The organism is Demequina aurantiaca, from assembly GCF_000975135.1.
GTDB lineage: Bacteria > Actinomycetota > Actinomycetes > Actinomycetales > Demequinaceae > Demequina > Demequina aurantiaca.
This window is the reverse complement of sequence record NZ_BBRF01000001.1, coordinates 769,394-796,266: the sequence shown is the minus strand read 5'-3', so window position 1 is coordinate 796,266 and position 26,873 is coordinate 769,394. Positions and strand designations below refer to the sequence as shown.

Here is a 26,873-nt window from a genome sequence, read left to right as displayed (position 1 = left end):
GACCGCGTGCGCCCTTGCTTGCGCGTGAAGCCTCGATCTCCTTGGTTCTCTGGACGGTGGAGCTCATGACCGGGCCTCCTTTCGCTGAGTGAACTTGAGGAAGGAGAAGGACAGGACGAACGTGACCAACGCGAGCACCACGGACATGGCGGCGGCAAGGTTGGAGTTCGGTATGGACGCCGTCGCGTACACCGCCATGTTGGGGGTGAAGGTGCTGGTAACGGCAGAACTAAATGACTGAAAGACCTGAGGCTCCGCGAGAAGCTGGAGCGTGCCGATGATGGAGAACACCGCGGTTAGTGCAAGCGCCGGACGGATCAGTGGAATCTTGATGGACCACGCAATGCGGAATTGGCCGGCTCCATCCATCCGCGCGGCCTCATAGGTTTCTGCCGGGATGGAAAGCAGCGACGAGTAAATGATCAGCATGTTGTAGCCGACGAAAACCCACGTCACGACATTCGCGATGGACCACAGCACCAGGTCAGCGCCGAGGAAGTCCACGCTGCTCGTCAGGTCAGTGAAGGGCGACAAGTTGGGGGAGAACAGGTTTCCCCACATGATGGCCGCGATGACGCCGGGTACGGCGTACGGCACAAAGAAGGCCAGGCGGAAGAATCGCTTTCCGCGCAGGAGCGGCGAGTCCAGCAGCAGTGCGAAGAGCAGCGCGAGACCCAACATGATGGGAACCTGCACAATCCCAAACAGGAACATGCGTCCCAGCGAGGAGACAAAGTCGTTGTCCTGGAACACCTGGGCGTACTGCGAAAGCCCGCCAAAGACCTCGGTGGGCGCTCCAAAGGTGCCCTCACGCTCGACCACCATGAGCGATTGACGGATCGCGTACCCGATCGGTAAGAGATAGAACAGGCTGAAGAGCACCGCGAACGGCGTCACGAAGAACGCGATCGCACGCTTGTGCTGCGCCCGCTTGCGCGCGGGCTTCTTCACCCGCACCCCGGTTGTGGTGGCAGTCATGCCGACTCCTCTCGGACAATGCGGGCCGCTCCCGCGGGAACGACGAGCACACCATCGGCTTCCACGCCGCTGATGAGCTCTGTCCCCTTGGCCGAGACATTGACGTCACGGCGTGAATGGTTGATGACAAAGAGATAGGAGTCTTCACCGCCGACGCGGCGAACAACCTCGACCTCGGGCCCCGCACCTGGCAAGCGCGTGGCGCCGGCCTCGTCGACCACCGTGGTGATCAGGGCGGCGAACGAGTCCGCTTCGAGTGCCGTTGCCGCGTACCACGCGGTCCCAGCGCCATGCTGGTGTCGTGTGACAGCCGGGCTCCCCGCGACGGGCCCATCTGCGAATGAGTCCACCACTTCGGCTCCGTCAGGTCGCACAAATTCCGACCACAGCCGTGCCGAACCACCGGAGCAAAGCGACAACCTTACATCGGCCGCAACTGGCAAGAATTCCTCAACAACAATCCCGAGCATGTCGCGGAAGGCTCCGGGGTAGCCGCCAAGTCTCACCGCGTCGTTCTCGTCGACGATGCCGCTGAAAAAGGTGACGAAGGCGGAGGTTCCGGCAGCCACGGCATCGGCGATAGCCCCTGCGTCCGTGTCCGAGACGGAATAGAGCTCGGGAAGGATGATCAGCTTGTATGCGGAGAGGTCAGCGCCGGGCGCCACGACATCGACGGTGACTCCGCTGGCTCGCAGCGCCGAGTAAGCCGCGTGGACCTGCTCGAGATACTTCACCTCGCTACTGGGCCGGTTCTCGGCGTCGCCGGCCCACCAGGAATCCCAACTGAAGAGCAGCGCGACGTCGGCCTGTACGCGCGTCCACTGCAGTTCGGTGAGGTCCTTCATGAGTTGACCAAGGGCGACCACCTCACGCCAAGCGCGGGTATTCGTACCAGCGTGGGGCACCAAGGCAGAATGGAATTTCTCGCTCCCCTGCACGGAGGCGCGCCATTGGAAGAAGCACACACCATCGGCTCCGCGAGCGAGGTGGCTCATCATCTGCCGCTCGAGCTCACCGGGTACCCGTGCGACGTTGAGTGGCTGCCAATTCACTGCGCCGACGGCGGTTTCCATCAGTAGCCACGGCTTACCGCCCGCGAGACCCCGGGTGAGGTCGGCCGTAAAGCTCATCTCCGCAACCGGGTCTGCGAGTCGGTGATCGAGGTAGTGGTCATTCGCGATCAGATCCATGTCCGCTGTCCATGACCAGTAGTCGAGGTTGCGAATGTGCGCAGCCACCATGAAATTGGTCGTCACGGGTGCGGTGCTGCGGGCGCGGAGAACCTCGGCCTCGGCGCGATACTGCTCCAACATTGCGTCCGAGCTGAACCGGTGAAAGTCGAGTTCCTGCCCCGGGTTGGTGGTCGAGAGTGTCGCGAGGGGAGGGAGGATCTCCTCCCAGGCTCCGTAGCGCTGGCTCCAGAAGGTGGTGCCCCAGGCGGAGTTGAGTGCTTCTACCGAGCCATACTTCTCGCGCAGCCACTCACGGAAGGCCGCCGCGGAGACGTCGCAGTAGCACAAGGCGTTGTGGCACCCGAGCTCGTTTGAGACGTGCCACAGGGCGATCGCCGGGTGGTCGCCGTAGCGATCCGCGATGCGTGTGACAAGGTCGAGCGACCGCTCGCGATACACAGGCGAGCTCGGGCACCACGCCTGACGGCCGCCCGGAAAGCGCCGGGTCCCGTCAGCCGCCACCGGCAGTACCTCGGGATGTGCTGTGGTCAACCACGCAGGAGTGGACGCGGTTGCCGTGCCGAGGTTGACGGCGATGTGGTTGGCGTGGAGAAGTTCGAGGATCTCGTCGAGGAGAGTGAAGTCCCACACGCCGTCGGCGGGGTTCACCGTCGCCCAGCCGAAGATGTTGACCGCTACGAGCGTGATGCCCGCCTCACGCATGAGGGCGACGTCCTCGTGCCATACCTCACGGGGCCACTGCTCGGGGTTGTAGTCGCAGCCAAAGACGAGTCCTTCGTGGCTCAGCACGCGCGTCTCGCGCTCAGGTGCTGGAGTCGGCATGGTGGCCCTTTCGCTTCGTTGCGATTCTGTGAACGTGCACACATTGTTGCGATAGACGTTCACCTCAGATTCTGTGAACGTGCACACAACGCTTCGTGGAAGACGACCGAAGGTTTTCTGTGAACGTGCACACACTAAGCCCGTCTCGACCACCGTGTCAACCCCCACCGCAGGTAGGCTGTGCCCATGACCTCCTCCGCAGACCCCGTCCGGCCGGCTACATTGCACGATGTAGCACGGGCTTCGGGCGTTTCACGCGGAACGGTGAGCCGTCACCTTAACGGAGAACGTTATGTTTCCGAGACCGCACGGGTGGCGATTGAGCAGGCGATCATCGACGTTGGCTACGTGCCGAATACTGCCGCGCGCAACCTGGTGCGGCGTCGCACGCAAGCGGTGGCCTTCATTGTTCACGAGCCGCACGCCCTGTTCCTCGAGGACCCGAATATCGCCGGAATTCTGCTCGGCACCAATACGGCCCTGTCCGATGCGGACTACCAAATGGTGTGTCTCATCGTGGACTCCGATCGCGACACGCAGCGAGTGGCGCGGTACCTCAACAGCGGGTTCGTGGACGGCGCCATTGTGGTCTCCGCGCGTGAGAACGATCCCGTGTCACGCATCATCGAGAAGCTGAGAATCCCCGCCGTGTTCGTGGGCCACCCCAGAGGCGTGGATGCCGCGTGGGTGGGAATCGATAACCGTGCAGCGGCGGCGTCAGTGACGGCGCGCCTGCGCGATACCGGCCGCCAACGCATAGGGATGATCGCAGCCGCGCTGGATCGCGATTCGGGGACTGACCGCCTGGCAGGCTTCCGAGATGCCCTGGGGGGCAGCTTCGACGAGCGCCTGGTCGAGTCGGTTCCTCTCTATTCCTATTCGGACGGCGTCGCAGGCATGCGCGCCTTGCTTGAGCGCGAGCCGCGTCTGGACGGCGTGTTCGCGGCGTCCGATGCGGTGGCAGCGGGCGCATTGAGCGTCTTGCACGCCGAGGGTCGCACCGTTCCGGGTGACGTTGGTCTGGTGGGCTTCGACGACAGCAGCTGGGCAACCCGAACCACACCTCAGCTCACCACGGTCCACCAGCCCGCAGCGCAACTCGGTGCGGGCGCCGCGGCGGAACTACTCCACCAGATCGGTGGGGCGCCGGCGTCGACCGAGGGCGTGATTCTGGACTGCCCAGTGGTGTTGCGCGAGTCAGCGTAGGTATCTTTCCGCACATCCGCGGGCACAAATGAAGGGAGCCCCGACCATGTGGTCGGGGCTCCCTTCATTGCGTTCGATGCGCCACGACGGGCGCGCGAGTCGGTGACTACTTTACCGGGGGCTTCTTCGTTGCCGGCTTCTTGGCCGCGGGCTTGCGTGCGGCAGGCTTCTTGGCTGCGGGCTTGGCGACGGTGGGGGTCTCGCCCGACTCGCCCTCGTCCTCCCAGACGTCCTCTGCATCGTCGAACGTGCTGACGACCTCGGCCGTGGCACGCTGACGAGCCTCGTCAACGCCCTCGCGAACCTTCTTGGCTTCGCCCACGGCGCTGTCCTTGACCTTGGATGCGCTGGTGCCCGCGGCATCGGCGACCTTCTTGGCCTCCGATACTGCGGTGTCCTTGACCTTGGAGATGGCCGGTCCCGCCTTGTCGGCGACCTTCTTGGCCTCGGTGACGGCGGTGGTGCGCACCCGGTCTGCGGCAGGAAGCGCGGTCTCCTTGAACTTGGATACTGCAGGGCTGGCCTTGTCGTTCAGCGCGTCCCCGGCGTTGGAGGCGGCGTCGCCAGCCGCACCCACGGCCTTCTTGGCGGCGTTGGTCGCGGAGTCCGCGGCCTTGTTGATGTTGTGGCGCAACGTGTCCTTGAAGCCGGCGTCCGAGTTGAACTCCCACTCCTCGTCCTCGCCGGCCCATTCGTCGCGTCCACGGTCGCGGCGTGCCCACACCACGAGTGCGGCACCTGCGGCTGCGGCCACGGCGACGGGGATGACAACCTTGAGCCAGCCGTTGCTGCGCTCGTCGTCCTCGTGTGCGGCGTCGTCAACGGCGGCCATGACGGCCGGGATGGCGGCTCCGACAATGGCTGCGTGCGCGACTGAGGTCCAGTCGGCGGCCTTGGCGCCTGCCTTGCGCACGTATGGCTGTGCCTTCTGCGCACCGACGTGGTAAGCGTGCTTGGCGCGCGGCTTGCCCCACTTGACGGCGGCGTCGATCTGCGGCGCGGCCCAGTCAGCGGCACGGTTGCCGGCCTGCTTCGCGGCGGCGGATGCCTGCTTGGCTGCGGCACGTGCCTGCTTCGCGGCCTCCTCGGCCTGCGCGAGGTACTTCTCAGTGTCGATGTTGTTCGCTAGTTGCTTGGCTGAACGCTTACCCATGTTGCCCTCCAAAATTTACGGGGGTCTCCCGACTCTCTATCCTGCCACCTTGCGTGCGTAGATGCGAGTGGCATGGAACAATAACCAGCATGATTGCAACTATTCAGACGTCAGCCGGTGACATCCGGGTCGAACTTCTCCCCAACCTCGCTCCCAAGACCGTTGAGAACTTCACGGGTCTTGCGACGGGTAGCAAGGAGTGGAAGGACGCCAAGACGGGCGAGACCCGTCACGACCCCTTCTACGCGGGCACGGTCTTCCACCGAGTCATTGGCGGCTTCATGATTCAGGGTGGCTGCCCCCTCGGAACCGGCACCGGTGGACCGGGCTACAACTTCGACGATGAGATTCACGCGGAGAACCAGTTCAACGAGCCCTACATTCTTGCCATGGCGAACGCCGGCAAGCGCCCCAACCCCATCACGGGCCAGCCCTCGGGCACCAACGGTTCGCAGTTCTTCATCACGCTTGGCGCGACGCCTCACCTGAACGCGAACCACACCATCTTCGGCAAGGTCGTAGACGACGAGTCCAAGGCCGTCGTCGACGCCATTGGCTCCGCCGCCACCGATGGTCGTGACCGTCCCCGCGAGGACGTCACGATCAACGGCGTCACCATCGAGGACTAACAAACACATGACGTCCGATGCCGGGGCCGGCAGTTCCTCCACAGGCGGCTCGGGATTCGGCAGCGATGGTCAGATGGGCGGCGCCGCAGGTGCGCCGCCTGTCTGCCCGCGCCACCCCGACCGCGTCTCCTATGTGCGCTGCCAGCGCTGCAACCGGCCCACGTGCCCGGAGTGCCAGCGCCCCGCGTCGGTCGGTATTCAGTGCGTCGACTGCGTCAATGCCGCAAAGAGCAACCAGCGCCCACTGCGCTCGCGCCTAGGCTTCACGGCCGCACAGGGTCCGCCCGTCGTCACGTATGTCCTGATCGGACTCAATGTGGCGATGTTCCTCTACGGGACGTACATCATGGGCGCTGGCTGGCAGGCGTACCTCGGCCTGTGGCCGGGCTACACGGCCGAGTTTGGCGCGCAGTACATTGATGTCGGCAATGAGTGGTACCGCTGGATTACCTCGGGCTTCATTCACTTTGGCTGGCTACACCTGGGCATGAACATGTTTGTGTTGTGGCAGTTCGGTACCCAACTCGAGCCCATTATGGGACGAGTGCGCTTTGGCGTGCTCTACCTCGCCTCGCTGCTGGGCGGAAGCCTGGCGATCGAGCTCATCGCTTCGAGCGGGCTACACGGTGGCGCATCGGGCGCGATCTTTGGCCTCATCGCTGCGTACGCGGTCGTGCTCAAGCGCCTCAATCTGCCATTCCAGTCGCTCGTCGCGACCGCTGGCATCTGGCTAGTCCTCGGCTTTGTGGTCCCGAACATCTCCTGGGAGGGCCACCTGGGTGGAGCCGTCGCCGGGGCCGTCACGATGCTGCTGATGTTCCGCGGCGTGGACAAGCGCGAGAAGGCCAGGCTCTACGGGGGCTAGTTTCCTCCCCAGCGCTACTCACCGGTGTGAATAACACGGCTGTAGTTATCCCCACCGCTGTCCACAGCGGGGGATAACTACACGGGTGTAACTAGCGGAACTGAGCTACTTCCAGCGGGTGAACAACACCATCGCCGCGGCGAGGAAGCCGAAGCCAATGACCATGTTCCAGTTGCCGATGTCCGGCACGGGGTACTGACCCTTGGCGATGTAGTACACGACGATCCAAGCGGGGCCGATGATCAACAGTGACACGGCGGTGGGCACGAGCCACGAGGGGTTGGTTGCCTCCGGCTTCAGCACGTCGTGCTCAGCCGCGTGGTTCTTCTTCTGGCGCTTCTTCGAGACGGCCACAATGCACTCCAGTGAGGTAGATATTCCGCCGGTGGCGGGTTCAGGTCTGGCTATAGCGTACCGACCCCGGCGCTCGGGCGGGTTCAGGCGCTGCGAAACAGGCCCCACCACGGGGGTTCCACGGGGACGGTCTAGTCCCGTAATCTGGACTCACTATGCCGACGATTGAGCAGACTTCGCCCTCACACGCCGCTCCTCGGCGCCAGTCGCGCTGGGCCGCTGCCGTGGGGCTGCTCGGCGAACTGCTGATCATCGCGGGTGTCGTCTTGGGCCTCTATGTGGTGTGGCAGCTGTTCTATACGGACATCGCGGCGAACAATACCCAGCAGGAGGTCGTGGACGGCCTCGACTGGGTCGCTCCTCTGGAAAGTGTCACCGCGGGCGAGCCCGTCAATGTCATCCCTGACAACCTGAAGTTCGACCCCGATTCTGCTCCCGTCATGGAGGAGCCCGCGTTCACGACGACCTTCGCAACCATGTATGTGCCGCGCTGGGGAACCGACTACGTCAAGCCCATCTCGGAGGGCGTGACGCGACGGGACGTGCTGGACACCCTCGGCATCGGCCACTACCCGGGAACCGGGATGCCCGGTGAGCTCGGCAACTTCGCGATCAGCGCGCACCGCACCACATACGGCAAGCCCTTCAATAGGATCGCCGAACTCAAGAAGGGCGACCCGCTCGTGATCGAGACGGAAGACGCCTGGTACGTCTATCGCGTGACCGAGTGGGAGATCGTGAAGCCCACTCAGGTCGAGGTCATCGCGCCCGTGCCCGACAAGGTGGGCGCGGAGCCAGACGATCACTACATCACCTTGACGACGTGCCACCCGATGTACTCGGCCGCCGAGCGCTGGGTGACCCATGGCACGCTTGAATACTGGGCGCCGCACGACGCGGGTGTGCCGGCGGAGATTTTGGAGGACGCCTCATGATCTTTCCTGCTGTGTGGAGGGTGCTACCCGGCCCCGCGTGGGTGAAGGCGCTACTGCTCCTGCTCGTGATCCTCGCGATCGTGTGGGTCCTGTTCGAGTTCGTATTCCCGTGGGTGTCCGTAGAATTTGGCATCCAGGACCAGAGCATTGAGACAGGGACCGCACCATGACCCGCATCCTCGTGATCGACAACTACGACTCGTTCGTGTACACGATCGTGGGCTACCTGCGTCAGATGGGCGCGGAGACCGTGGTGGTCCGCAACGACGCGGTGGCCGATGCTGGTTCCATCGCCGACTACGACGGCGTACTTGTGTCCCCGGGTCCAGGGACACCGTCCGAGGCCGGCGCATCGAACGACGTGATTCGCGAGTGTGCCGCACTAGAGAAGCCGATGCTGGGGATCTGCCTGGGACACCAAGCACTCGCCGAGGTCTATGGCGGCGTGGTGAGCCACGCCCCCGAACTCATGCACGGCAAGACCTCCGACGTGCTTCACGAGCAGGACTCGGTCCTCGGCGGCCTACCCTCCCCGTTTACTGCGACTCGTTACCACTCGCTTGCGGTCGAGGACGGCACCGTCTCCGACGAACTGATCGTCACGGCCCACACGGAGAACGGCATCATTATGGGCCTGCGTCACTCGACGCTGCCGCTGCACGGCGTCCAGTTTCACCCGGAGTCGGTTCTCACCGAGGGCGGCCACCGTCTGCTCGCCAACTGGCTTGAGGTGTGCGGCATGCCCGATGCCGAGGCACGCTCCGCCGGCCTGTCACCCCTCGTCCGAAAGTAGCCCCGCTAAAGCCAGCCGTTGTAGACCGCGATCAGCAGGATAGTGACCAGGAACCCCACGGGCTGGTTGAGCCACAGGAACGTCTTCCAGCCGCGATTGGCGTCCTCGCAGGTCTGATCCGTCACCCGGAAAAAGCGCGCGACCGATGCGGCGTAAGCGAGTGGTAGCACCGCGGCCAGAATGCCGGGCCAGGGCAGGAACAACAGCAAGGCAGCGGCGAGCACGTACATGCTCAGCGCGAACCACACCGTTGCACGCGCACCCAAGACGGTCGCGATCGAGCCGATGCCGCCCTCTCGGTCCGCGCGCACATCCTGGACTGCGCCAAACGCGTGGCTGGCCATGCCCCACGCGACGAACGCCGCCCAGATGGGCCACACCTCTCGTGAGGTGAGCGGGGTGCCGGTCAGGACGAGCGCGTAGATCAGCGGGCCGGCAAAGTGCAATGCCGAGGTCAGCGAATCCAGGAACGGCCGCTCCTTGAACCGGAGCCCGGGCGCCGAGTAGGCGACCACCCCGAACATCACCAACGCGAGCGTCACGCCCGCGGCGACGCTGCCCTGGGAGAGGAGCCACAGCATCGGCGGAATGACCACGACCACCGAGGCAACGATGATGCCGCGATGAATCCGTCGCGCCTGCTCACGGTCGCGAATGACGTCGCCCTCAATGCCGCCCTTGCGTGGGTTGGCGAGGTCGGACTCGTAGTCGAAGACGTCGTTGATGCCGTACATCAGCAGGTTGTACGGAATGAGGAAGAACAGCGTGCCGACAACGAAGACCGCGTCGAGGCTGTGGGTGATCATCAGGTACGCAGCCGCGAAGGGATAGGCGGTGTTGATCCAGCTGATGGGGCGGGAGGCCTTCAGAATCGAGCCAATCATGACGCCTCACCGCCGGCCTTGGACGTCCTGCCGAGCCAGATCCATACCGCCGGAACCAGCATGACGGCGCCGAGCGCGTAGGCGAAGTCCTCGATGGGCGCGTACCAGAGTTTGACGCCACTGATGAGTTGCTCGTCATAGGCGACGATGTCGAGGCCCACGATGACGTTGTCGAATACCGCGGTGAGCGCGATCAAGACGAGCGCGGTAAGCACCAGTGGACGCGCGGGGGCTCGGCGCAGGGTCGGCACGGTCACGAGCGCAATCAAGGCGAGAACCGCGACGGAGAGGATCACGTAGGTCACGAGGTCGTCTCCCCCCTCGTTGTGGTGGCGCGACGCCGACTGAAGGCAAGCCACAGCAGTAGCGTCTGGTAGCACAGCAGCGTGAGGAACAGCAGCTCCTCGATAGGCACCTCGGGAGCGACCCGGAGGCCGGTCAGGTAGGCGGCATCGCCGACGAAGAAGATCCCGAACCCCACGCCGATCATGTCCCATACCAGGAAGAATGCGACGCCGATGCCGATCGTGGCCGCCGCACGACGTGCCTGGTCGAACAGGGCCACCCGGTATCGCCAGTCAAGGGTGGTCAGCCCCAGGAGGGCGAACACCAGTCCGAGCAGGTACAGCCACGAGGTCATGCGCTGCGCCCCGCGCTCGGGGGCGTCGTTGATGGTCGGCCACGTGCGGAGCGCGGGGGCTTGCCCTGGCGCACGATGGTGCCCAGTACGTCCTCACGTACTGAGCGACGCAGGAAGCCTGGTGGCGCTGGGGTCCGGAGGGGCTCCGAGCCGGTCGCACCGAGCAGGCGCTTCGCGACGAGTTCAGCGCTGATCAAACACATGGGCATGCCGATGCCGGGGGTGGTGGAGGAACCGGCGTACAGCAGGTTGGGAACGGTGGCAGAAACGTTGGCGGGGCGGAACATCGCTGACTGACGCAGCGTGTGCTCGAAGCCCAGCGCGGACCCCTTCCATGCGTTCAGGTCCGTGGCGAAATCCGAGGGCGTCGTGACGGAGTAGATGGTGGCGCGCTCGACTAAGTCGGGCACCCCCGCCCAGTCCCCCACCTGCTGGAGGTAGTTGGTCGCTGCGGCGCGCATGTCCTCGCGGCTGCGCTCGGTCGCCCCCAGGTGGGGATCCGCAGGGAACGGCACCAGCAAGACTAGGTTCTCGTGGCCCGCAGGTGCGGCGTCTGGGTTGGTTGCGCTGACCCGTGACGCGTAGATCGACGCGGGATACGGCGGGGTGAGTTCGCCCTTGCCGACAATCGACTCGAAGTTGGCATCCCAATCCTTGGAGAAGAACAGGGTGTGGTGGGCGAGCTCGGGTAGTTTGCCCTTGACTCCCGCCATGACTAGCAGAGCGCTGATACCGGGCTGACGGTCCTTCCACTTGCGCTCGGGCTGCCACTGATGGGCCGGCTCGATCAACTCGGTCTCGGTGTGATGCATGTCCGCCCCGCTCACCACCAGGTCGGCAGGGAGCACCTCGCCACCGTCGATCTCGACGCCGCTGGCAATGCCATTGGACTCCACGACGATGCGCCGCGCCGGCGTGGACGTGTGGATCTGCACGCCCTCCTCGACGGCCATGCGCTCGAGCGCCTCGATGAGCGCGTACATCCCGCCGCGCGGATAGCGAACCCCATCGGTCAGGTCGAGGTGGCTCATCAGTGAGAATAGCGAGGGTGCGCGGGCCGGCGACGAGCCCAGGAACACCGCGTGGAATCCCAGGATCTGCCGCAACCGAGGGTCGCGGACGGTTGCCGCGACTTTGGATCCGAGCGAGCGCGTCAGCAGGCTGGTGAGTTTGGGTAGCGAACGCATGACGGCGGCGTTGGCCACCGACATGGGGCGCTCAAAGGTCGTGTAAAGAAATCGTTCCAGCGCGAGGTCGTAGAGGCGTTTGGACTCGGCCGCATAGTCACGCATGGCATCGCCGTCGCCCCTGCTCAGCGCGTTGAAGGTCGCGTAATTCTCGTCGGAGTCGGCGACCACGTCCAGGCGTTGCGCGGCATCGGAGGCAGAGGCGCCCTCGAAGTACACCCGGTATCTCGGGTCGAGGTCGATCAGGTCCAACTCGTCGTTGATGTCGCGACCCATGAGCGCAAAGAACTGGGTGAAGGCCTCGGGCATCAGGTACCAGCTGGGACCCGTGTCGAACGTGAAGCCGTCCACCTCGAAACGCCCCGCCCGCCCGCCGACCTGAGCATTGCGCTCAATCAGCGTGACCTCGGCGCCACCTCGCGCGAGCAATGCGGCAGTAGCGAGGCCACCAATTCCACCGCCGATGATGACGACCTTCACAGCATCGGCGCTCATCTGGACTCCCCCGCTCGGCGGGCGTCCCAGGTGTTGCGCGCCGCGAAGACCAGCTTGGTGGTGTTGGGCACGCGCACGCGGCGGCGCGCCAGGTCCTTGGCGTCGGTGTCGGCGATGGTGTCGAGCAGCCGGGTGTAGATGTCGATCGTGGTCGATACCGCCACGCTCGCGCGACGAGGCAGGGCGGGAAGGCAAGCGCGCGCGGCGTCGATGTCCGCACGGCAGTCCGCGACCAGTTCCGCCACCTGGGTGTTGGTCAGGGTAGCGGCGTCGATGCCGGGGAAATACGAGCGACCCAACTCACCTGCGTCCGTCGCGAGGTCGCGCAGGAAGTTCACCTTTTGATACGCGGCACCCAGGCGTCGGGCGCCCTCGCTGGCGTCGCTCGGCAGTGGGGCCGGGCCGGATTCCGTGTTGAGGAAGACGGCCAGGCACATCTCCCCCACCACCTCGGCAGAGCCGTACACATAGCGGGCGAACGATTCGTCATCGTGCTCGGCCACCGTCAGATCCGCGCGCATCGAGGCAAAGAATGGCCCGGTCATGGCAGTGGTGATTCCCACCGCCCGGGCGGTGACACCAAACGCGTGAGCGACCACATCGGTGGAGAACCGCCCGGCCATGGCCCCGGTGACCGTGGCCTCGAAGCCATCCAATGCTGCGCCCGCGTCGGCGCCGCGGTAGGTGTCGACCACCTCGTCGGCGATGCGCACCATCGCGTAGATGGACTCGATGTGCCGGCGCATGGGACGAGGAAGCATGCGCGCGCCCACGCCGAACGACGTGGAGTAGCGACGGATCACCTGAGCGGCAGCAGCCTGAGCCGCCTCGTCGTATTGAATGAGCGACGTCTCGTTGTCATGAGCGACGCGACGTCTGGAACCGCTCATGACGTGCGTGCCTCGAGAATGTCGATCAACTGGCCGAGGTAGCCGGATAGTGGCGCCGACACCCGCTCCGACGCCAATCGCCGGGCAGCGCGCGCGTGTTGGCGCGCGACGCGTAGCGCCTTGGTGCGGGCGCCGGACTCCTCGAGAATCTCACGCACCCGGGCGGCGCCGTCGTCGTCGAGCTCCGGATTGCCGATGCTCTTGGCAAGGACCTTGAGGGAAGCGCTGTCGGCCAGCTCGAAGCCGTGACGCAACAGCTCGGTGCGCTTGCCCGCGCGCAGGTCAGACAGCACAGACTTGCCTGTTACCGAGGGGTCGCCGAACACTCCGAGATCGTCGTCGACGAGTTGGAAGCTCAGTCCCAGTCCCGTGCCGATCTTGTCCAGGTGGCCCACCATGGTGGGGTCCGCACCCGCGAGCTGGGCACCCGCATGCAGGGGCACCACAAATGTGTAGGTCGCGGTCTTGAGTTCTGCGATCAACAGAGAGTTGGCGTCGCGCGGCGGGGTGACGTTTGCGTACATGTCGAGCAGTTCGCCGGCGATCGTCGCGCGGATGGCACCCGTGATGAGGTCGAGGCACGCGATGCGGTGGTGAGCAGGCAGCGATGCGCGGGAGATGAGGTCGTACGCCGAGGACAGTGCCAGGTCTCCCCCGAGCAGGGCTGCGGCCTGCACGTGGTCGTTGACCTGCGCCTGGCTCAGGCCGGCATTGCTCAGCGCGGCACGGCGCGTGCCAGCGATATTGGGGCGCCCACGGCGCACCTCGTCGTGGTCAAGGATGTCGTCATGCACCAGCATCGCGGTGTGCAGCATCTCCATGGCTGCGGCAACGGGGACCACGGCGCCAGGGTCGTCTCCCCCAAGTCCTGCATACGCGGCGAGCGTCAGCGAAGGACGCAGGTTCTTGCCGCCATCGAACTGCGCGCCCAGGGTCTGCCACAAGGTCCGATAGTCGGCGCCCGCGGCAGGGATCTCACAACTCGCGTCCGTGACGTAGTCCGCGAGCAGCCGCGAGACGTCGTCGAGTTGCGCCTCGACGAACTCGTTAAGGCTGGCAGCAGTGCGCACCGGTGTCATCACGACAGTTTAGACAACGCGGCTCACGAATTGATTCCCCGCGCGCGGGGTTGGGGCGGCCTGGCTTGGGTGCCGGCAGTCATCGCCGGCACCCAAGCCCACTGCTATGGAGCGGGTGTCACCGACGGTGTCGGCGTGGGCGTCGGGTTCGGCTGGGGCGCCACGTACTTGCCCACCACAATCGCGACGTTGGTGCCGGGCTTGACCTCGGTGTTCGCAGAGGGGTTCTGCGTCACCACCTTGCCGTCGAGTGCCTGCTGATCCGTCGTCGCCTCCGTGGCCGTGGACTTCAGACCCGCGTCGCCGAGCGCCTGCTCAGCGTCCGCGCGGGACTGACCCACGACGTTCGGCACGGGAGTCGTGGTGGGTGCGGTAGCAACCACCAATTCCACCGTGGAGTTGCGGTCAACCTCGCCGGCGCCGGGCTTCTGCTCGAGCACCTCACCCGCGGGCTTGGAGTCGTCTTCCTTGTCCGTGACCGTGGGGATCAGACCAAGGTCGGTGAGCTGCTTGCGAGCGTCATCCTCCTGCAGCCCGATCAGGTTGGGCAGTGCAACCTTGCCCGTCGAAACATGCAAGATCACGGTCGTGCCGGCCTGAACATCGGTGCCCTCGGCGGGGTCGGTCTCGAACACGCGACCCTCATCGAAGTCCTTGTTGTCTTCCTCGACCGTTTCTCCCACGACGAGGTTGGCCGCCTCAAGCTGCTTGGTTGCCTCGGCCTCCGTGAGGCCACGCACGCTTGGTACGGTGGCGTCACCCGGCCCACTCGAGATAAAGACCGTGACCGTGTCACCCTCTTCAAGCTCTGAATTAGCAGGTGGTTCGGTGCGGATCACCGTGTCAATGTCGACATCCTCGCTCGCCTCGAGCTCGTACTTACCCTCGAGGCCCAGTTCGGTGAGCTTGGCCGTCGCGTCCGCCTGGCTGAGGCCGACGATGTCCGGCATCTGCACCGTGACAACCTCGGGCTCGGACGGTCCTCTGGTCGCGAAGACGATGAGCGCCACAATCAATGCGATCGCGAGGAGCGCGGCCCCACCGAGGAGCAAGTAGCGGTTGCGCTTGGCGCGACGCTCCTCCTCCGCATCCAGGGGGTCGTCGACCACGACAGTGCCGCTCATGGGGGTGGGCGCTCCGCTTGCGGGGCCAACGGCCGCCCACGGCGCGGCGGCCGGTCCCGCGGCGAGTCCAGCGGCGGGCATGACCGCAGTCGCGCCGGTCTCCGGCCCAGCGGGGGTAGCGGGCATCTGCTGCGTGGGCAGATCCGCGATCTCCTCGTTGGTCATTCCAGCAACCGCGGCGGCGGCTGCCACTCCGGCAACGCCGGCACCGGCGGCAGCGGAGCCCAACGCGATGCCACCCATGGGCATCCCGCCGGCCATCACGCCGCGCAGGTCAGTGAGGAACTCCTGGGCGGAGCCGTAGCGCTCGTCGCGGTTCTTGGCGAGGGCGTGCAGGACCACAGTGTCGAGCTCGGGGGGGACGTCCGATGCGAAGTCGGACGGCTTGGGTGGTGCCTCGCGAACGTGCTGGTAGGCCACGGACACGGGCGAGTCGCCGATGAACGGCGGGCGTCCCGTCAGCAACTCGAACAGCAGGCAGCCGGTGGAATACAGGTCGGAGCGGGCGTCGACGTTTTCGCCGCGCGCCTGCTCGGGGGAAAGGTACTGAGCCGTGCCGACCACTGCCTGCGTCTGGGTCATCGTGTTGCCAGCATCGGCGAGTGCGCGGGCGATGCCAAAGTCCATGACCTTGACCGCCCCGGTGGGCGTGAGCATGACGTTGGCGGGCTTGATGTCACGGTGGACAAGTCCCGCGTGGTGCGAGTACTCGAGTGCGGCGAGCACGCCCGCGACAATGTCGACCGCCTCGTCAATGGGAGCGGCGACGTCACCCTTGAGGATGTCGCGCACGGTGTGGCCCTCGACGTACTCCATCACGATGAACGGAACGGCCTGCGGGTTGCCGCTCTCGCCCACGATCGTGTCCTCGCCGGTGTCGTACACGGCGACGATGGTGGGGTGATTCAGGCCGGCCGCGGACTGGGCCTCGCGGCGGAAGCGGGTCTGGAAGGAGGGGTCGCGTGCTAGGTCGGGACGCAGAATTTTGATCGCGACGGTACGCCCCAGGCGCGTGTCGTACCCGATGTGCACCTCAGCCATGCCACCGCGGCCGATGAGGTCGCCGACCTCGTAGCGACCGGCGAGGATCTTCGGTTCGTCGTTCATGTGTCTTCCTTACATCCCTGGCTTAAGGGTTCGAGTATTCGCGAACATTGTCGCATTGTTGAGGGTCATCGCGGCCCCGGGGGCCGTTCGGGGTGCGGACGGTAACTCTTGGGGGCAATGCTCGGAGGCATGGCGCGGGCCGGTGCGGGCCGTTGTTCGGACGGGGCCACGGTTGACGGTGAGTCATCCGCGGAACCCGCCGCGGCATCGGGCACGGACCCGGCGGGATCAAGCTCGAGCGGGTCCAACGACGGCTCCTCAAACGTGAAGGAGGCCAGGTGGCGCTCCAGTTCGGCCGCCGTCTTGATGCGCTTGCGCGGATTCTTCTCGAGGAGGTTGTAAATGACCTTGGCCATCGCGGGGCTCACCGTGGTGGGCAGGCGCGGGACGTCCTCGTTCACCTGCGCGATCGCGATGTCCACCGCGCTCGCGGCCGTGAATGGTCGGCGCCCCACGACTGACTCGTAGGCGATGATGCCCACGGCATACAGATCCGACGCCGCGGTGGCCGCCTTGCCGAGCGCGAGCTCGGGCGCGAGGTACTGGGCGGTGCCCATCACCATGCCGGTCGCCGTCAGCGTGGTCTGGTCCATTCCACGCGACACTCCAAAGTCAGTGACCTTGACCATGTCGTACTCCTGAACCAGCAGATTTCCAGGCTTGATGTCGCGGTGCATGACTCCCGCATCGTGGGCAGCCTGCAGCCCGTTGCACGTGTGACGTAGGACGGTGACGAGGCGGCGTTCGCTCAGCGTGCGCTCGCGCTCGAGGATGGTGGACAGTGGCTCGCCCTCGACCAGTTCCATGACGAGATACGGTGTGCCGTCCAGTTCGCCGTAGTCGTAGACCTGGGCGATGTTGGGGTGGCGCAGACCCGCGGCGTTCTTGGCCTCGTTGCGGAACCGCTTCAGGAAGGTGTCGTTCTTGGCGGCGCCGTCCTTGAGGACCTTGACGGCTACCTCGCGGTCCAGCTCGCTGTCGGCACCGCGCCAGACCTCGCCCATGCCCCCCACCGCGAGGAGCGAGCGGAGGACGTAGCGTCCGCCCAGGGTCGTGCCGGGCTGTAGTGCACCCATCAGAGGTCACCGTCCTCGGCGAGCTTGGCCTGCATGACGGCCTTGGCGATGGGGGCCGCGACCACGCCGCCTGTCGGGTCCTTGCCCGCCGCGCCCAGATCGCCGCCGTTCTCCACGAGTACCGCAATCGCGATGGTGGGCTTGTCCGCCGGGGCGAAGCCCACGAACCACGTGTGCGGCGGCGCGTCGGTGCCCGTCTCGGCGGTTCCGGTCTTGCCAGCCACCTCGACGCCAGGAATCTGGGCGCGGGTGCCGGTGCCATTGTCGACGACCCCGACCATCATGTCCCTGAGCTTGGAGGCGTCGGACCGCGTCATCGGCTGACCGTACTCGGTGGGTTCGGTTTTCTGGATGACGCTGAGGTCGGGTGCGCGCACCGTGTCCACAAGGTACGGGTTCATCAGGGTGCCCTGATTGGCGATCGCCGCGGAGACCATCGCCATCTGCAGCGGAGTGGCGCGGTCGTCGTACTGACCAATGGACGCCATGGCGGTCTGCGCCTCATCGGGGTCCACGGGCAGGTTGGACGCGGCGGCGCGCAGCGGAATGTCGATCTGGTCGGTCCAGCCGAACTCCTTGGCCTTACGCTCGATGACACCCCAACCCAGCGACATGCCGAGGTTGGCGTACGCCGTGTTGCACGAGACGCGCAGGGCGTCTGCCAGGGTCATCGTGTCGCCCGAGGTGCACTTCTCGCCGCCATAGTTGGTCATGGTCGCCGATGTTCCCGGCAGGTCCAACTCCTGCGGCGCGTAGACCTCGGTGTCGGGCTTGTAGCCCGACTCGAGCGCCGCGGCGGACACGACCAGTTTGAAGACCGAGCCCGGGGGGTAGGTGTCGCCGGCGATCGCACGGTTGACGAGGGGGCCGGTCGGGTCGTTGAGTAGCTTCTGGTAGTTCTCGTTGACCTGCTCGGTGTTGTGCCCGGCGAGCTCAGCCGGGTCATACGTGGGCGAGGTGACCATGGCGAGGATCGCGCCGGTGGTGGGGTCGATGGCAACGACGGCGCCGCGCTGGTCGCCCAATTGCTCGGTGGCGACCTGCTGCAGCGTGGAGTCCAGCGTGATGGAGACCGAGGCACCCTCCTGCTCGCGTCCCGCGAACAGGTCACCCAGGCGGTTCCAGAACAGGGCATCGTCGGAGCCGTTGAGCAGCGTGTTCTCCGTCTGCTCCAGTCCCGAGCGACCGTAAACAATCGAGTAGTACCCGGTGGCCGCCGCGTAGAGCGGCCCGTCCGCGTAGGTGCGCTGGTAGTTGAAGGGGTCGTCGACCGGCACCGACTTCACGACTGTCTCGCCGTCCACCACGAACGGACCGCGGAAGGAGCCGAACTCGCGGTACAGGGTGCGGACGTTGCGGCCGTCGGCATTGAGGTCGTTCGCGGAGATCACCTGAATGTACGACGCACCCGCCATGAGCACCAGGAACATGACGAGGATGACGACGCTGAGGCGCCGGACTGGTTCGTTCATCTACGACACCTCCTGCGATGGTCGGCGGGCCTGGTCGGATATGCGCAGGATGAGGCCCACCACTATCCAGTTCGCGAGCATCGACGAACCTCCGTACGCGAGGAACGGCGTGGTGAGTCCGGTCAGGGGGATCACGCGCGTGACGCCGCCCACGACGATGAAGACTTGAAGGGCCAGGGAGAATCCCAGGCCGACTGCGAGGAGCTTGCCGAAGCCGTCGCGGACGCCGATCGCGGTGCGCATTGCGCGCTGCACAATGATCACGTACAGCGTCAGGATCGCCATGACGCCGGTGAGTCCCAGTTCTTCCCCTAGTGAGGAAATGATGAAGTCGGACTCTGCGTAGGGCACCAGGTCGGGGCGGCCCTCGCCTAGGCCGGTCCCGAGCAGTCCGCCGGAGGCCATGCCGAACAGCCCTCTCACCAGTTGCTCGGAGGCGCCCGATGCGTAGACCGCTGGGTCTAGTGCGTGTAGCCAGGCCTCGTACCGCGAATGGACGTGCGCGAAGACCGTGCCGGCAAAGGCGGCGCCCGCGACGAACATCCCGAGTCCCACGATGACCCAACTCAGCCGCTCGGTCGCGACGTAGAGCATGGCTAGGAAGACCCCGAAGAACAGCAGTGACGTGCCCAGGTCGCGCTCGTACACCTGTACCAGCATCGATGCCAGCCACACCAGGACCAACGGACCCATGTCGCGCGGTCGCGGGAATCGCATGCCGAGGAACTTTGGCCCGGCCAGCGCGAGCGTGTCGCGGTTGGTGACCAGGTAGCCAGCAAAGAAGATGACGAGTGCGATCTTGGCAAACTCGGCGGGCTGGAGAGAGCGGCCAAAGAGGTGAATCCAGATACGGGCGCCATTGATTTCGGTGCCGATGACGGGGAACAGCGGCAGCATCAAGCCGATGAGGCCGACCAGTCCGGCGGTGTACGTATAGCGGCGCAGCACACGGTGGTCGCGCACCAGCAGGATGACGCCGATCATGAGCGCGATGCCCAGGATCGCCCAACCAATCTGCACGTTGCCGAAGGTGGTGTCGCGCCCGCGCTCGGCGTAGGCAAAGTCGATGCGGCGGATCATCGCGATGCCGATGCCGTTGAGGGCAAAGACGGCGGGGAGGAGAACGGTGTCAGCGGACGGCGCATAGCGGCGTAGCACCAGGTGCGCCGTGGTGGCCAGGCCGACCGCGGTGAGCGCGTAGATCCCCAGGTCCCGGAGCTCGAGAACGTCGGCGTGGTAGTCGACCAGGGCCCGCGCCAGCACGGCGATCAACACCGCGATAGCGAGCAGGGCAACCTCTGACCTGCGTCCTCGGTGGACGCGGATCTCGGCGACAGTAGCCACTAGTTGGTTTCCTCGAGAGTGCCGACGACCTCGTAGGCGTCGGAGACGGAATCAACGCGGATGGTCTCAATGATGCGGTCACGTTCGAAGGGCGCGAGGCTGTCGAGCGAGACAGTGGTCTCGGTCACCAGATTGTGCAGATTCATCGGCCCGATCTCGCCAGGTATGCCCTGGTAGATGGACACTTGTCCGTTATGGTCGCCAATGTAGTACTGCGTCTGGGTCCACGCGTATCCGCCCCATGCGGCGGCAATGACGGCCAGCAGAGCGATCACGGGCAACAGCCAGGGGCGAATCTTGGGCCAGGTGGAGGCCCACCGGGACGGCTCCTCGTCGTCGTCGGGATCCGCGTGAGCGGAGAGCTTCGCGGCCTTGCCCGCCGCGCCGTGCCCGCCCTGCGAAGGCCGGTGGCGATCGCGTGCGGCGGAGCCGACAATCTGTGATGCGGTGGCCGGGCCCACGCCATCGGGTGATGCGTCGATGTCCACGATGTCGCCAATAATGCAGGTGACGTTGTCGGGGGCCCCCGCGGCGATCGCCAGCGAAACCAGCGCATCGGCGCAGTCGGCGGGGTGCTCAACCTCGAGCATCGTCCGGTGAATCGTGTCCCGACTGACGACGCCCGATAGTCCGTCCGAGCACAGCATCCAGCGGTCGCCCGGGCGGGTCTCGCGCACCGAGATATCCACGGGCACGTCGGCGTCGATGTCGCCCAGAACTCGCAACAGCATCGACCGCTTGGGGTGGTTCTCGGCATCAGCCACGGAGAGGCGACCGGTGTCCACGAGGTGCTGAACAAAACTGTGGTCCGTCGTGACCTGGTCGAAGTCGCCATTGCGCAGGAGATACGCCCGCGAGTCGCCGATGTGCGCCATCGCGAGCGAGGATCCGGAGCGTAGGAGCGCCGTCACCGTGGTGCCGAGGCCAGAGAGTTCGGGGTCGTTCTTCGCGCGCTGCACGATCTCCGCGTGAGCGTCGGCGATGGCTTCCTTGAGTTCGTCGAGGGCCTCATCGGGGCCTAAGGACTCACCGTCGAGTTCCGCGAGTCGACCAATGACAATGGACGATGCGATGTCTCCTCCGGCGGCGCCGCCCATGCCGTCCGCGACCAGGAGGAGGTGGGGGCCCGCAAATCCGGAGTCCTGGTTATTTGCCCGCACAAGACCGACGTCAGAGCGCGCGGCAAAGTTGATCCCTAAGAACACGTCACGACCTCAGTTCGATCGCGGTGGCGCCGAGTGAGAGCTTGTCCCCCACGTGGAACGGCACCGGGTCGTCGACGCGCTGGTTGGACAGGAACGTGCCATTGGTGGAACCGAGGTCCTCGACCATCCACTGGCCACCGTCCGGGTAGACGCGGCAGTGTCGCGACGAGCAGTAGTCGTCCTCGATCACCACGGTGCACGTGGCGGCCCTGCCGATCATGACAGGAGCGCTACCGAGCGGGATCGTGGTGCCCTTCAGCGGGCCAGCCGTCACGGCCAGATGGGCGGCGGTGGACTCCCGCGGAGACATGCCACCGGTGCGCACTCCCGTCGCCGCGCGCGAGGGCGTGGCCATCTTGTCCGCCCGAGCGTCGGTCTTGCGCCGATTCATGCCCTTGCCGCGAGACGTCACCCGCGTGCCGTAGAGGTCCGAGCGAAGTACGCCAATTGCCGACAATACGAGAGCCCAAAGAAGGATCAGAAACCCCAGTCGCAGGAGCGTGATCGAGATTTGGCTCATCGCCTAGTCTTCTCCGTCCGCAGCAATCCCATCCCAGTACATGATGGTGGTTCGTCCGATTGTGATGGCGTTGCCGTCTAGCAACGTCACCTCGTTGATTCGTTGGTCTTCCACGAAGGTACCGTTTGTTGAGCCCAGATCCGTGAGGATGGTGCCATGGGGCGTCACTTCGAACCGAATGTGTTGCCGGGAGACGCCAGAATCGTCCACCACGATGTCCGACTCGGAGCCGCGGCCCACCGTGGTGTTCTCGCCGGTGAGGTTGTAGCGCATGCCATCCACGTCGAGCAGCGGGAAGCGTGACTGCGAATCGCGGCTCGTCGCCGGGGCAACCGGGCCGCGGGTAGTGCGAGATGCCACTGCGTAACGGCCGGTCGCGAGGGAGTCGTCCTTGGTGAACTCGACGTCCACCGATCCCACAAAGCTGTAGCGTTGGCGCTCCGCGTGGACCTGCAGCGCCTCCTCGAGCTCGTGCTGCATCGCGTCCTCGCCCCAGCCGGTCACGGTCTCGTAGTCCGTGGCCGACAGTGAGATGGAGTACTCGTTGGGAGTCACCGTCCTGCTGCGGTCGACGACAGCCGCGCGAGCATCGGCCTCGCGCTTGAGCGCTGCGGCGAGTTCAACTGGCTTGACACCGGACTTGAACGATTTCGCAAACGCCGTTTGAACAGCGTTCTCGACGCCCTTCTCGAATCGGTCTAGTACTCCCATGGTCACATCGTATATGGGTACCAATTCGTGTTAGAGTTTCCCGGCGCGCGCGAGTGGCGGAATAGGCAGACGCGCACGGTTCAGGTCCGTGTGTCCGAAAGGACGTGGGGGTTCAACTCCCCCCTCGCGCACAGACAGAAAGCCCCGGTCTTCGGACCGGGGCTTTCTTGCGTTTGATGCGGCCGATGCCTGGGCGAGTTTCGCTCGCGGTGACCGGAGCGATCGGGCTACTGCCGCATCGGCTGGCGCTGTTCGGCGCTCGAATGCTCACGGACTCGCGCTCCACGGAGGAGGGCACGAGCGCCATGAGCCAGCTCGGGGCTGGGTCCTGGGAACCGTGACGCTAAGGTACGAGAGTGAGTGACAACCCCTTAGCGATAGTGATGACTGGTGCCCCAGCCTCGGGAAAATCAACTACCGCGGTGGCGCTCGGACGCGAGATTGGTGCCGCGGTCCTGGACCAGGATTCGATGACGAACCCGCTGGTCGACGTGATCATGAAATCCATGGGGACGTCGGACTACGCGGACCCACGCGTCGCAACACTTACTCGAGACGCACGCTACGAATGCCTGTTACAGGTCGCGTCGGACTGTCTCCGCGGGGGAGTCTCCGTCATTCTGATTGCACCCTTCACGGCAGAGCGCGCCGATGCCGAGGCCTGGGAGCGGCTGGAATCGCGGCTGGGCGATGCCGGCGGGCAGGTTCACCTGGTGTGGATCCGGCTGGAGCCCGGGCTCCTCATCGAACGCTTGGTCGCGCGCGGTGCGACGCGCGACGCGGACAAGGTTGCCGACCCTGACGGTTACCTTGCGTCGGTTGACCTCAATCCGCCTAGCGTGCGGCACATTGAGGTCGACGGTGCCGACAATCCGCAGGACCAGGTGACCAGCATCGCTGCGGCACTCACCCGATCTACCAGGTAGTTCGCTTCCCGCACGGCGCAGATCCCGCTGATTGCTCACGCTCGCCATGGCACACGCCTAGGCGCGGCCGCCCGATTGCCCCCAAATGTCACGTCTTTGCAACAAAGATGACACCGATGTCAACTACCGCTTGACATCGGTGTCATACCGCCCCATGATGGGAATCGCTGTTCCAATGACAACGATGACATGCCTCGATGAGGAGGGTGATGGAAATGCTCGCAACTGGCTCGCAGTCGGCATCCGCACTCGTCCTCGTCCTCACGGAAGTCAAGCCGGGGTCGGCATCGTGAAGAGTCACAAGGAACCCATTCTCCGAGACGTGGCCATGATGGCTGAGGTCTCGATCAAGACCGCCTCACGGGTGCTCAACAACGACCCGAGTGTCGCCCCGGCCACGCGTGCCAAGGTGCTCGAGGCCATGCGGGAACTTGACTACCGCCCCGACCCGGCCGCCCGTTCGCTACGCGCCGGACGAGATCGCAGTGTAGGTGTGGTCGTTGAGGGGATCGGGGACGTATTCGTCGCGTCGCTGGTCGCCAGCATCGAATCCCGCCTATCTGACGCTGGCTACCAGGTACTCATCACCTCCAGCCACCGCGACGTGAGCCGCGAGCGAGCCATCGTCCAGGACTTTCAGCAGCGTCGTTGCGCTGGGGTGATCGTGATGCCGGGCTCCGAAAACAGTCTTGAGGGCTTGCGCCTAGGAGACCTGCCTGTGGTGTTCGTCGATCGGGTCGGCGAGTTTCCTGGCTCGCAGTCGGTGGTCTCGGACGACTTTGGACTTGCGCGCATTGCAGGGCAGCACCTCACGAGCCACGGGCATCGACGCATCGCAATTGTGAGTGATTCGCAGTCTGTTCCCACGACTCGAGACCGCCACGCGGGATTCCGGCAGGCCATGGCGGACGGCGGAATCACCTTTGATCCCGACCTGGTGCGCGACGACTGCCTGGACGAGAGTTACGTGAGGGACGCCATTGACCAACTGTTTGCGCTCGAGCACCCCCCTACTGCTCTGATTGCCACCAACACCCGGCTATCGCTCGGCGTCGTGCCCGCCCTGCACCTGGTGGGGCGCACTGACACGGCGTTTCTCGCCTTCGGAGACTTCCCGATGGCGGAGAGCCTCACGCCCGCCATCACAGCAATCGACCACTCGCCTCACCGACTGGGTCAGATAGCAGCGGAGACGCTGTTGGCCCGACTCGAGCCGGGAGCGATCGACGTCTCCACGGAGCCAATCGTGGTTCCGGCCGGCTTAATCGTGCGCGGTTCCGGCGAGTTGCCGCCCCGTCCTACAACTCAAAACCCAAGCGCCGCGATACCCGCAGGCGCGACCTAGAACATCTGGCGAATCGACAAGGGAGTGGAAATGACCAGTGCGGAAAGAACCTCAGGAAGGGGTCAACGATGACAACACCAATTTATGAAGCGCGAGACATTTCACGCTCGTACGGATCGGTGCGTGCGCTAGAGGGCGCCAACTTCGATGTGTATCCGGGCGAGATTTCGGCGCTCATCGGTGACAACGGTGCGGGCAAGTCCACGCTGGTGCGCATCCTGTCGGGCGCTGAGCAGCCCAATGGAGGGCAGATCCTATTCAACGGCGAGCCCATTCAACTTGAGACTCCAACTGATGCTCGAAGCCGTGGCATTGAAACGGTGTTTCAGGACCTTGCCCTGGCGAACCACCTCGACCCCATCCAGAACATGTATCTGGGTCGCGAGCTGATGAAGCCCGGCGTCATGGGCGCACTGGGATTCATGCAGCGCTCTGCCATGAAGAACGAGGGCAAGCGAGCGTTCTCCGAACTTGGCGCGACGGTGCGCAACTTCTCCGGACCGGTCGGCGGCATGTCCGGGGGACAGCGTCAGGCCATCGCCGTGGCACGTGCCGCAGCATGGGCCAGCGAAGTGATTTTCCTCGACGAGCCCACGGCCGCGCTCGGCGTAGTTCAGACCAAGGGAGTCATGGACTTGATCCGACGAATTCGCGACAAGGGCATCGCCGTCGTGCTCATCAGCCACTCCATGCCACACGTGCTCGACGTGGCGGACCGTGTGCACGTCCTACGGCATGGCAAGCGCGTAGCCGTCATGGAAGCCAAGCACACGAACGTCGAGGAGCTCGTGGGGGCCATGACCGGCGCCCTCGATGGAAAGGAAGCGGCATGAGCCTCGAAACTGAAGACGCAGTCAAGCTCCGCGACACCGAAGACAGCGTGATCCGACAGCCGTTCACCTCCCGCCTCGGTGACGCCATCAAGTCGCAGGCCATGCAGATCGTGTTGGTCTGGTTGGCGATCGTGGTGATCTTCTCGGTGCTCAGCCCGGATGCCTTCCTGTCTGTCTCCAACTTCCGCAATATCGCGATCAGCGTTTCAATCCTCGCGATCCTGGGCGTGGGCACCACATTCATCATCGTCACCGGCGGCATCGACCTCTCCATGGGTTCAGTACTCGTCTTCAGCGGCGTGGTCGCGTCCATGGTGATGGAGAACGTGGGTACGGGACAAGGGTGGGGTGTCGCCATCCTGGGCATCGTCGCGGCCCTGGCCTCGGGTCTTGCTTGGGGGCTACTGAACGGATTCCTTGTCGCCAAGGCCAAAGTGCCACCAATGATCGTGACGCTTGGTACGTTCGGTGCCGCCCTGGGTTTGTCGCAGGTGCTCACGGGCGGAATCGACCTGCGGGCGTCTCCGGATGTCCTGGTCGATACGGTCGGCTTTGGAAGCCTGTTCGGGGTTCCCAGCCTCGTCATCATCGCCACCACCGTGGTGATCATCGGCATCGTCCTGCTGAACCACACCCGCTTTGGCTTGCGGACCTCTGCCGTCGGCTCGAACGCCGAGGCGTGCCGACGCGTAGGCATCAACGTCGACCGCCAACTCATTAAGGTCTACGCCTTCGCGGGACTCCTGGCAGGTCTTGCGGGAGTGCTGAACCTGTCGTTCTTCCGCTCCACCACGATCGCTGGTCACAGCCTCACCAACCTCGACGTCATCGCCGGTGTGGTCATTGGTGGAACGAGCCTCTTCGGTGGCATCGGCACCGTGTTCGGCACGTTGGTCGGACTCTTCATCCCCGCAACCCTGCGAAATGGCTTCGTCATCTTGGGCGTCGAGCCCTACTGGCAGCAGGTCGTCGTCGGGGCGTTCCTCGTTGGCGCCGTCTACGTCGACCAGACACGAAGAGCCGCGAACTCACGAGGCACAACCAAGACCTCTCTCTATTCAAGAATTTTTCACCGCAATCGCAACACCAACCGAAGGGAAAGTTAGA

28 protein-coding genes and 1 tRNA gene are annotated in these 26,873 nt (G+C 65.0%); 12 read left to right on the top strand and 17 right to left on the bottom strand.

What is annotated here, in order from left to right; translation table 11 throughout:
* Positions 1 to 63: 63 nt before the first annotated feature.
* Positions 64 to 978, bottom strand: coding sequence for a carbohydrate ABC transporter permease (locus AOP73_RS03570; protein WP_061963237.1), 915 nt, complete (start codon positions 976 to 978; stop codon positions 64 to 66).
* Positions 975 to 2,993, bottom strand: coding sequence for a beta-galactosidase (locus AOP73_RS03565; RefSeq protein WP_061964803.1), 2,019 nt, complete (start codon positions 2,991 to 2,993; stop codon positions 975 to 977). Before AOP73_RS03565 ends, AOP73_RS03570 begins: the two co-directional genes overlap by 4 nt.
* A 186-nt stretch (positions 2,994 to 3,179) precedes the next feature.
* On the opposite strand from AOP73_RS03565, the gene AOP73_RS03560 reads away from it, so the two are divergent.
* The gene (locus AOP73_RS03560; protein WP_061963236.1) at positions 3,180 to 4,199 is read left to right on the top strand and encodes a LacI family DNA-binding transcriptional regulator; all 1,020 of its coding nucleotides are present in this window, start codon (positions 3,180 to 3,182) and stop codon (positions 4,197 to 4,199) included.
* Between the two features lie 106 nt (positions 4,200 to 4,305).
* On the opposite strand, the gene AOP73_RS03555 is transcribed toward AOP73_RS03560, so the two are convergent.
* A complete protein-coding gene (locus AOP73_RS03555; protein ID WP_061963235.1) occupies positions 4,306 to 5,352 on the bottom strand; it encodes a hypothetical protein in 1,047 nt (348 codons plus the stop codon).
* Positions 5,353 to 5,441: 89 nt separating this feature from the next.
* On the opposite strand from AOP73_RS03555, the gene AOP73_RS03550 reads away from it, so the two are divergent.
* Positions 5,442 to 5,981 carry a peptidylprolyl isomerase gene (locus AOP73_RS03550; protein WP_061963234.1) on the top strand — a complete coding sequence of 180 codons (540 nt, stop codon included), beginning with the start codon at positions 5,442 to 5,444 and terminating at the stop codon, positions 5,979 to 5,981.
* Positions 5,982 to 5,988: 7 nt separating this feature from the next.
* Complete coding sequence (locus tag AOP73_RS03545; RefSeq protein WP_061963233.1) at positions 5,989 to 6,846, top strand: rhomboid family intramembrane serine protease; 858 nt, start codon at positions 5,989 to 5,991, stop codon at positions 6,844 to 6,846.
* Between the two features lie 105 nt (positions 6,847 to 6,951).
* Here AOP73_RS03545 and AOP73_RS11985 read toward each other — a convergent pair whose 3' ends face one another.
* Positions 6,952 to 7,200 (bottom strand): cell division protein CrgA, encoded by a 249-nt coding sequence (locus AOP73_RS11985; RefSeq protein ID WP_160295425.1) that lies wholly within the window; start codon positions 7,198 to 7,200, stop codon positions 6,952 to 6,954.
* 155 nt (positions 7,201 to 7,355) lie between these two features.
* On the opposite strand from AOP73_RS11985, the gene AOP73_RS03535 reads away from it, so the two are divergent.
* The 3 genes from AOP73_RS03535 to AOP73_RS03530 are packed head-to-tail and all read left to right on the top strand — an operon-like array spanning position 7,356 to position 8,928.
* Positions 7,356 to 8,135, top strand: coding sequence for a class E sortase (locus AOP73_RS03535; protein ID WP_061963232.1), 780 nt, complete (start codon positions 7,356 to 7,358; stop codon positions 8,133 to 8,135).
* Positions 8,132 to 8,305: a hypothetical protein gene (locus AOP73_RS11980; protein ID WP_160295424.1), complete on the top strand. Its 174-nt coding sequence runs from the start codon at positions 8,132 to 8,134 to the stop codon at positions 8,303 to 8,305. Before AOP73_RS03535 ends, AOP73_RS11980 begins: the two co-directional genes overlap by 4 nt.
* Positions 8,302 to 8,928 (top strand): aminodeoxychorismate/anthranilate synthase component II, encoded by a 627-nt coding sequence (locus AOP73_RS03530; protein ID WP_061963231.1) that lies wholly within the window; start codon positions 8,302 to 8,304, stop codon positions 8,926 to 8,928. Before AOP73_RS11980 ends, AOP73_RS03530 begins: the two co-directional genes overlap by 4 nt.
* Before the next feature lie 5 nt (positions 8,929 to 8,933).
* On the opposite strand, the gene AOP73_RS03525 is transcribed toward AOP73_RS03530, so the two are convergent.
* The 13 genes from AOP73_RS03525 to AOP73_RS03465 all read right to left on the bottom strand — a co-directional run bounded on the left by AOP73_RS03525 (position 8,934) and on the right by AOP73_RS03465 (position 22,662).
* Positions 8,934 to 9,812, bottom strand: a complete 879-nt coding sequence (locus tag AOP73_RS03525; protein WP_061963230.1) for a prenyltransferase — start codon at positions 9,810 to 9,812, stop codon at positions 8,934 to 8,936.
* Positions 9,809 to 10,117 carry a lycopene cyclase domain-containing protein gene (locus AOP73_RS03520; RefSeq protein ID WP_061963229.1) on the bottom strand — a complete coding sequence of 103 codons (309 nt, stop codon included), beginning with the start codon at positions 10,115 to 10,117 and terminating at the stop codon, positions 9,809 to 9,811. The genes AOP73_RS03525 and AOP73_RS03520 overlap by 4 nt, the downstream gene beginning before the upstream one ends.
* Positions 10,114 to 10,452, bottom strand: a complete 339-nt coding sequence (locus tag AOP73_RS03515; protein WP_061963228.1) for a lycopene cyclase domain-containing protein — start codon at positions 10,450 to 10,452, stop codon at positions 10,114 to 10,116. Before AOP73_RS03515 ends, AOP73_RS03520 begins: the two co-directional genes overlap by 4 nt.
* Positions 10,449 to 12,134, bottom strand: coding sequence for a phytoene desaturase family protein (gene crtI / locus AOP73_RS03510; RefSeq protein WP_084626526.1), 1,686 nt, complete (start codon positions 12,132 to 12,134; stop codon positions 10,449 to 10,451). The genes AOP73_RS03515 and crtI overlap by 4 nt, the downstream gene beginning before the upstream one ends.
* Positions 12,131 to 13,024 (bottom strand): phytoene/squalene synthase family protein, encoded by an 894-nt coding sequence (locus tag AOP73_RS03505; protein WP_084626525.1) that lies wholly within the window; start codon positions 13,022 to 13,024, stop codon positions 12,131 to 12,133. Before AOP73_RS03505 ends, crtI begins: the two co-directional genes overlap by 4 nt.
* Positions 13,021 to 14,103 (bottom strand): polyprenyl synthetase family protein, encoded by a 1,083-nt coding sequence (locus tag AOP73_RS03500; RefSeq protein ID WP_061963227.1) that lies wholly within the window; start codon positions 14,101 to 14,103, stop codon positions 13,021 to 13,023. Before AOP73_RS03500 ends, AOP73_RS03505 begins: the two co-directional genes overlap by 4 nt.
* A 104-nt stretch (positions 14,104 to 14,207) precedes the next feature.
* Positions 14,208 to 16,334, bottom strand: coding sequence for a Stk1 family PASTA domain-containing Ser/Thr kinase (gene pknB, locus AOP73_RS03495; RefSeq protein ID WP_061963226.1), 2,127 nt, complete (start codon positions 16,332 to 16,334; stop codon positions 14,208 to 14,210).
* 65 nt (positions 16,335 to 16,399) lie between these two features.
* The gene (locus tag AOP73_RS03490; protein ID WP_061963225.1) at positions 16,400 to 17,410 is read right to left on the bottom strand and encodes a serine/threonine-protein kinase; all 1,011 of its coding nucleotides are present in this window, start codon (positions 17,408 to 17,410) and stop codon (positions 16,400 to 16,402) included.
* The gene (locus tag AOP73_RS03485; protein ID WP_061963224.1) at positions 17,410 to 18,882 is read right to left on the bottom strand and encodes a peptidoglycan D,D-transpeptidase FtsI family protein; all 1,473 of its coding nucleotides are present in this window, start codon (positions 18,880 to 18,882) and stop codon (positions 17,410 to 17,412) included. Before AOP73_RS03485 ends, AOP73_RS03490 begins: the two co-directional genes overlap by 1 nt.
* Positions 18,883 to 20,226, bottom strand: a complete 1,344-nt coding sequence (locus AOP73_RS03480; RefSeq protein WP_061963223.1) for an FtsW/RodA/SpoVE family cell cycle protein — start codon at positions 20,224 to 20,226, stop codon at positions 18,883 to 18,885.
* Positions 20,226 to 21,431, bottom strand: a complete 1,206-nt coding sequence (locus tag AOP73_RS03475; RefSeq protein ID WP_061963222.1) for a PP2C family protein-serine/threonine phosphatase — start codon at positions 21,429 to 21,431, stop codon at positions 20,226 to 20,228. The genes AOP73_RS03480 and AOP73_RS03475 overlap by 1 nt, the downstream gene beginning before the upstream one ends.
* 1 nt (position 21,432) lies before the next feature.
* Positions 21,433 to 21,951 carry an FHA domain-containing protein FhaB/FipA gene (locus AOP73_RS03470; RefSeq protein ID WP_061963221.1) on the bottom strand — a complete coding sequence of 173 codons (519 nt, stop codon included), beginning with the start codon at positions 21,949 to 21,951 and terminating at the stop codon, positions 21,433 to 21,435.
* Positions 21,952 to 21,954: 3 nt separating this feature from the next.
* Positions 21,955 to 22,662: an FHA domain-containing protein gene (locus AOP73_RS03465; protein ID WP_061964796.1), complete on the bottom strand. Its 708-nt coding sequence runs from the start codon at positions 22,660 to 22,662 to the stop codon at positions 21,955 to 21,957.
* Positions 22,663 to 22,709: 47 nt separating this feature from the next.
* Here AOP73_RS03465 and AOP73_RS03460 point away from each other — a divergent pair.
* The 6 genes from AOP73_RS03460 (at position 22,710) to AOP73_RS03440 (ending at position 26,872) form a co-directional block, all read left to right on the top strand.
* A tRNA-Leu gene (locus AOP73_RS03460) sits at positions 22,710 to 22,793 on the top strand.
* 54 nt (positions 22,794 to 22,847) lie between these two features.
* Positions 22,848 to 23,003: a hypothetical protein gene (locus tag AOP73_RS11975; protein WP_160295423.1), complete on the top strand. Its 156-nt coding sequence runs from the start codon at positions 22,848 to 22,850 to the stop codon at positions 23,001 to 23,003.
* A gap of 15 nt (positions 23,004 to 23,018) precedes the next feature.
* Positions 23,019 to 23,588, top strand: a complete 570-nt coding sequence (locus tag AOP73_RS03455) for a P-loop nucleotide/nucleoside kinase family protein (RefSeq protein ID WP_152650520.1) — start codon at positions 23,019 to 23,021, stop codon at positions 23,586 to 23,588.
* Between the two features lie 175 nt (positions 23,589 to 23,763).
* Positions 23,764 to 24,933, top strand: coding sequence for a LacI family DNA-binding transcriptional regulator (locus tag AOP73_RS03450; protein ID WP_160295422.1), 1,170 nt, complete (start codon positions 23,764 to 23,766; stop codon positions 24,931 to 24,933).
* A 68-nt stretch (positions 24,934 to 25,001) separates the two neighbouring features.
* Positions 25,002 to 25,766, top strand: coding sequence for an ATP-binding cassette domain-containing protein (locus AOP73_RS03445; RefSeq protein ID WP_061963218.1), 765 nt, complete (start codon positions 25,002 to 25,004; stop codon positions 25,764 to 25,766).
* On the top strand, positions 25,763 to 26,872 hold the full coding sequence (locus AOP73_RS03440) for an ABC transporter permease (protein WP_084626524.1): 1,110 nt from the start codon (positions 25,763 to 25,765) through the stop codon (positions 26,870 to 26,872). Before AOP73_RS03445 ends, AOP73_RS03440 begins: the two co-directional genes overlap by 4 nt.
* Position 26,873: the final 1 nt, after the last annotated feature.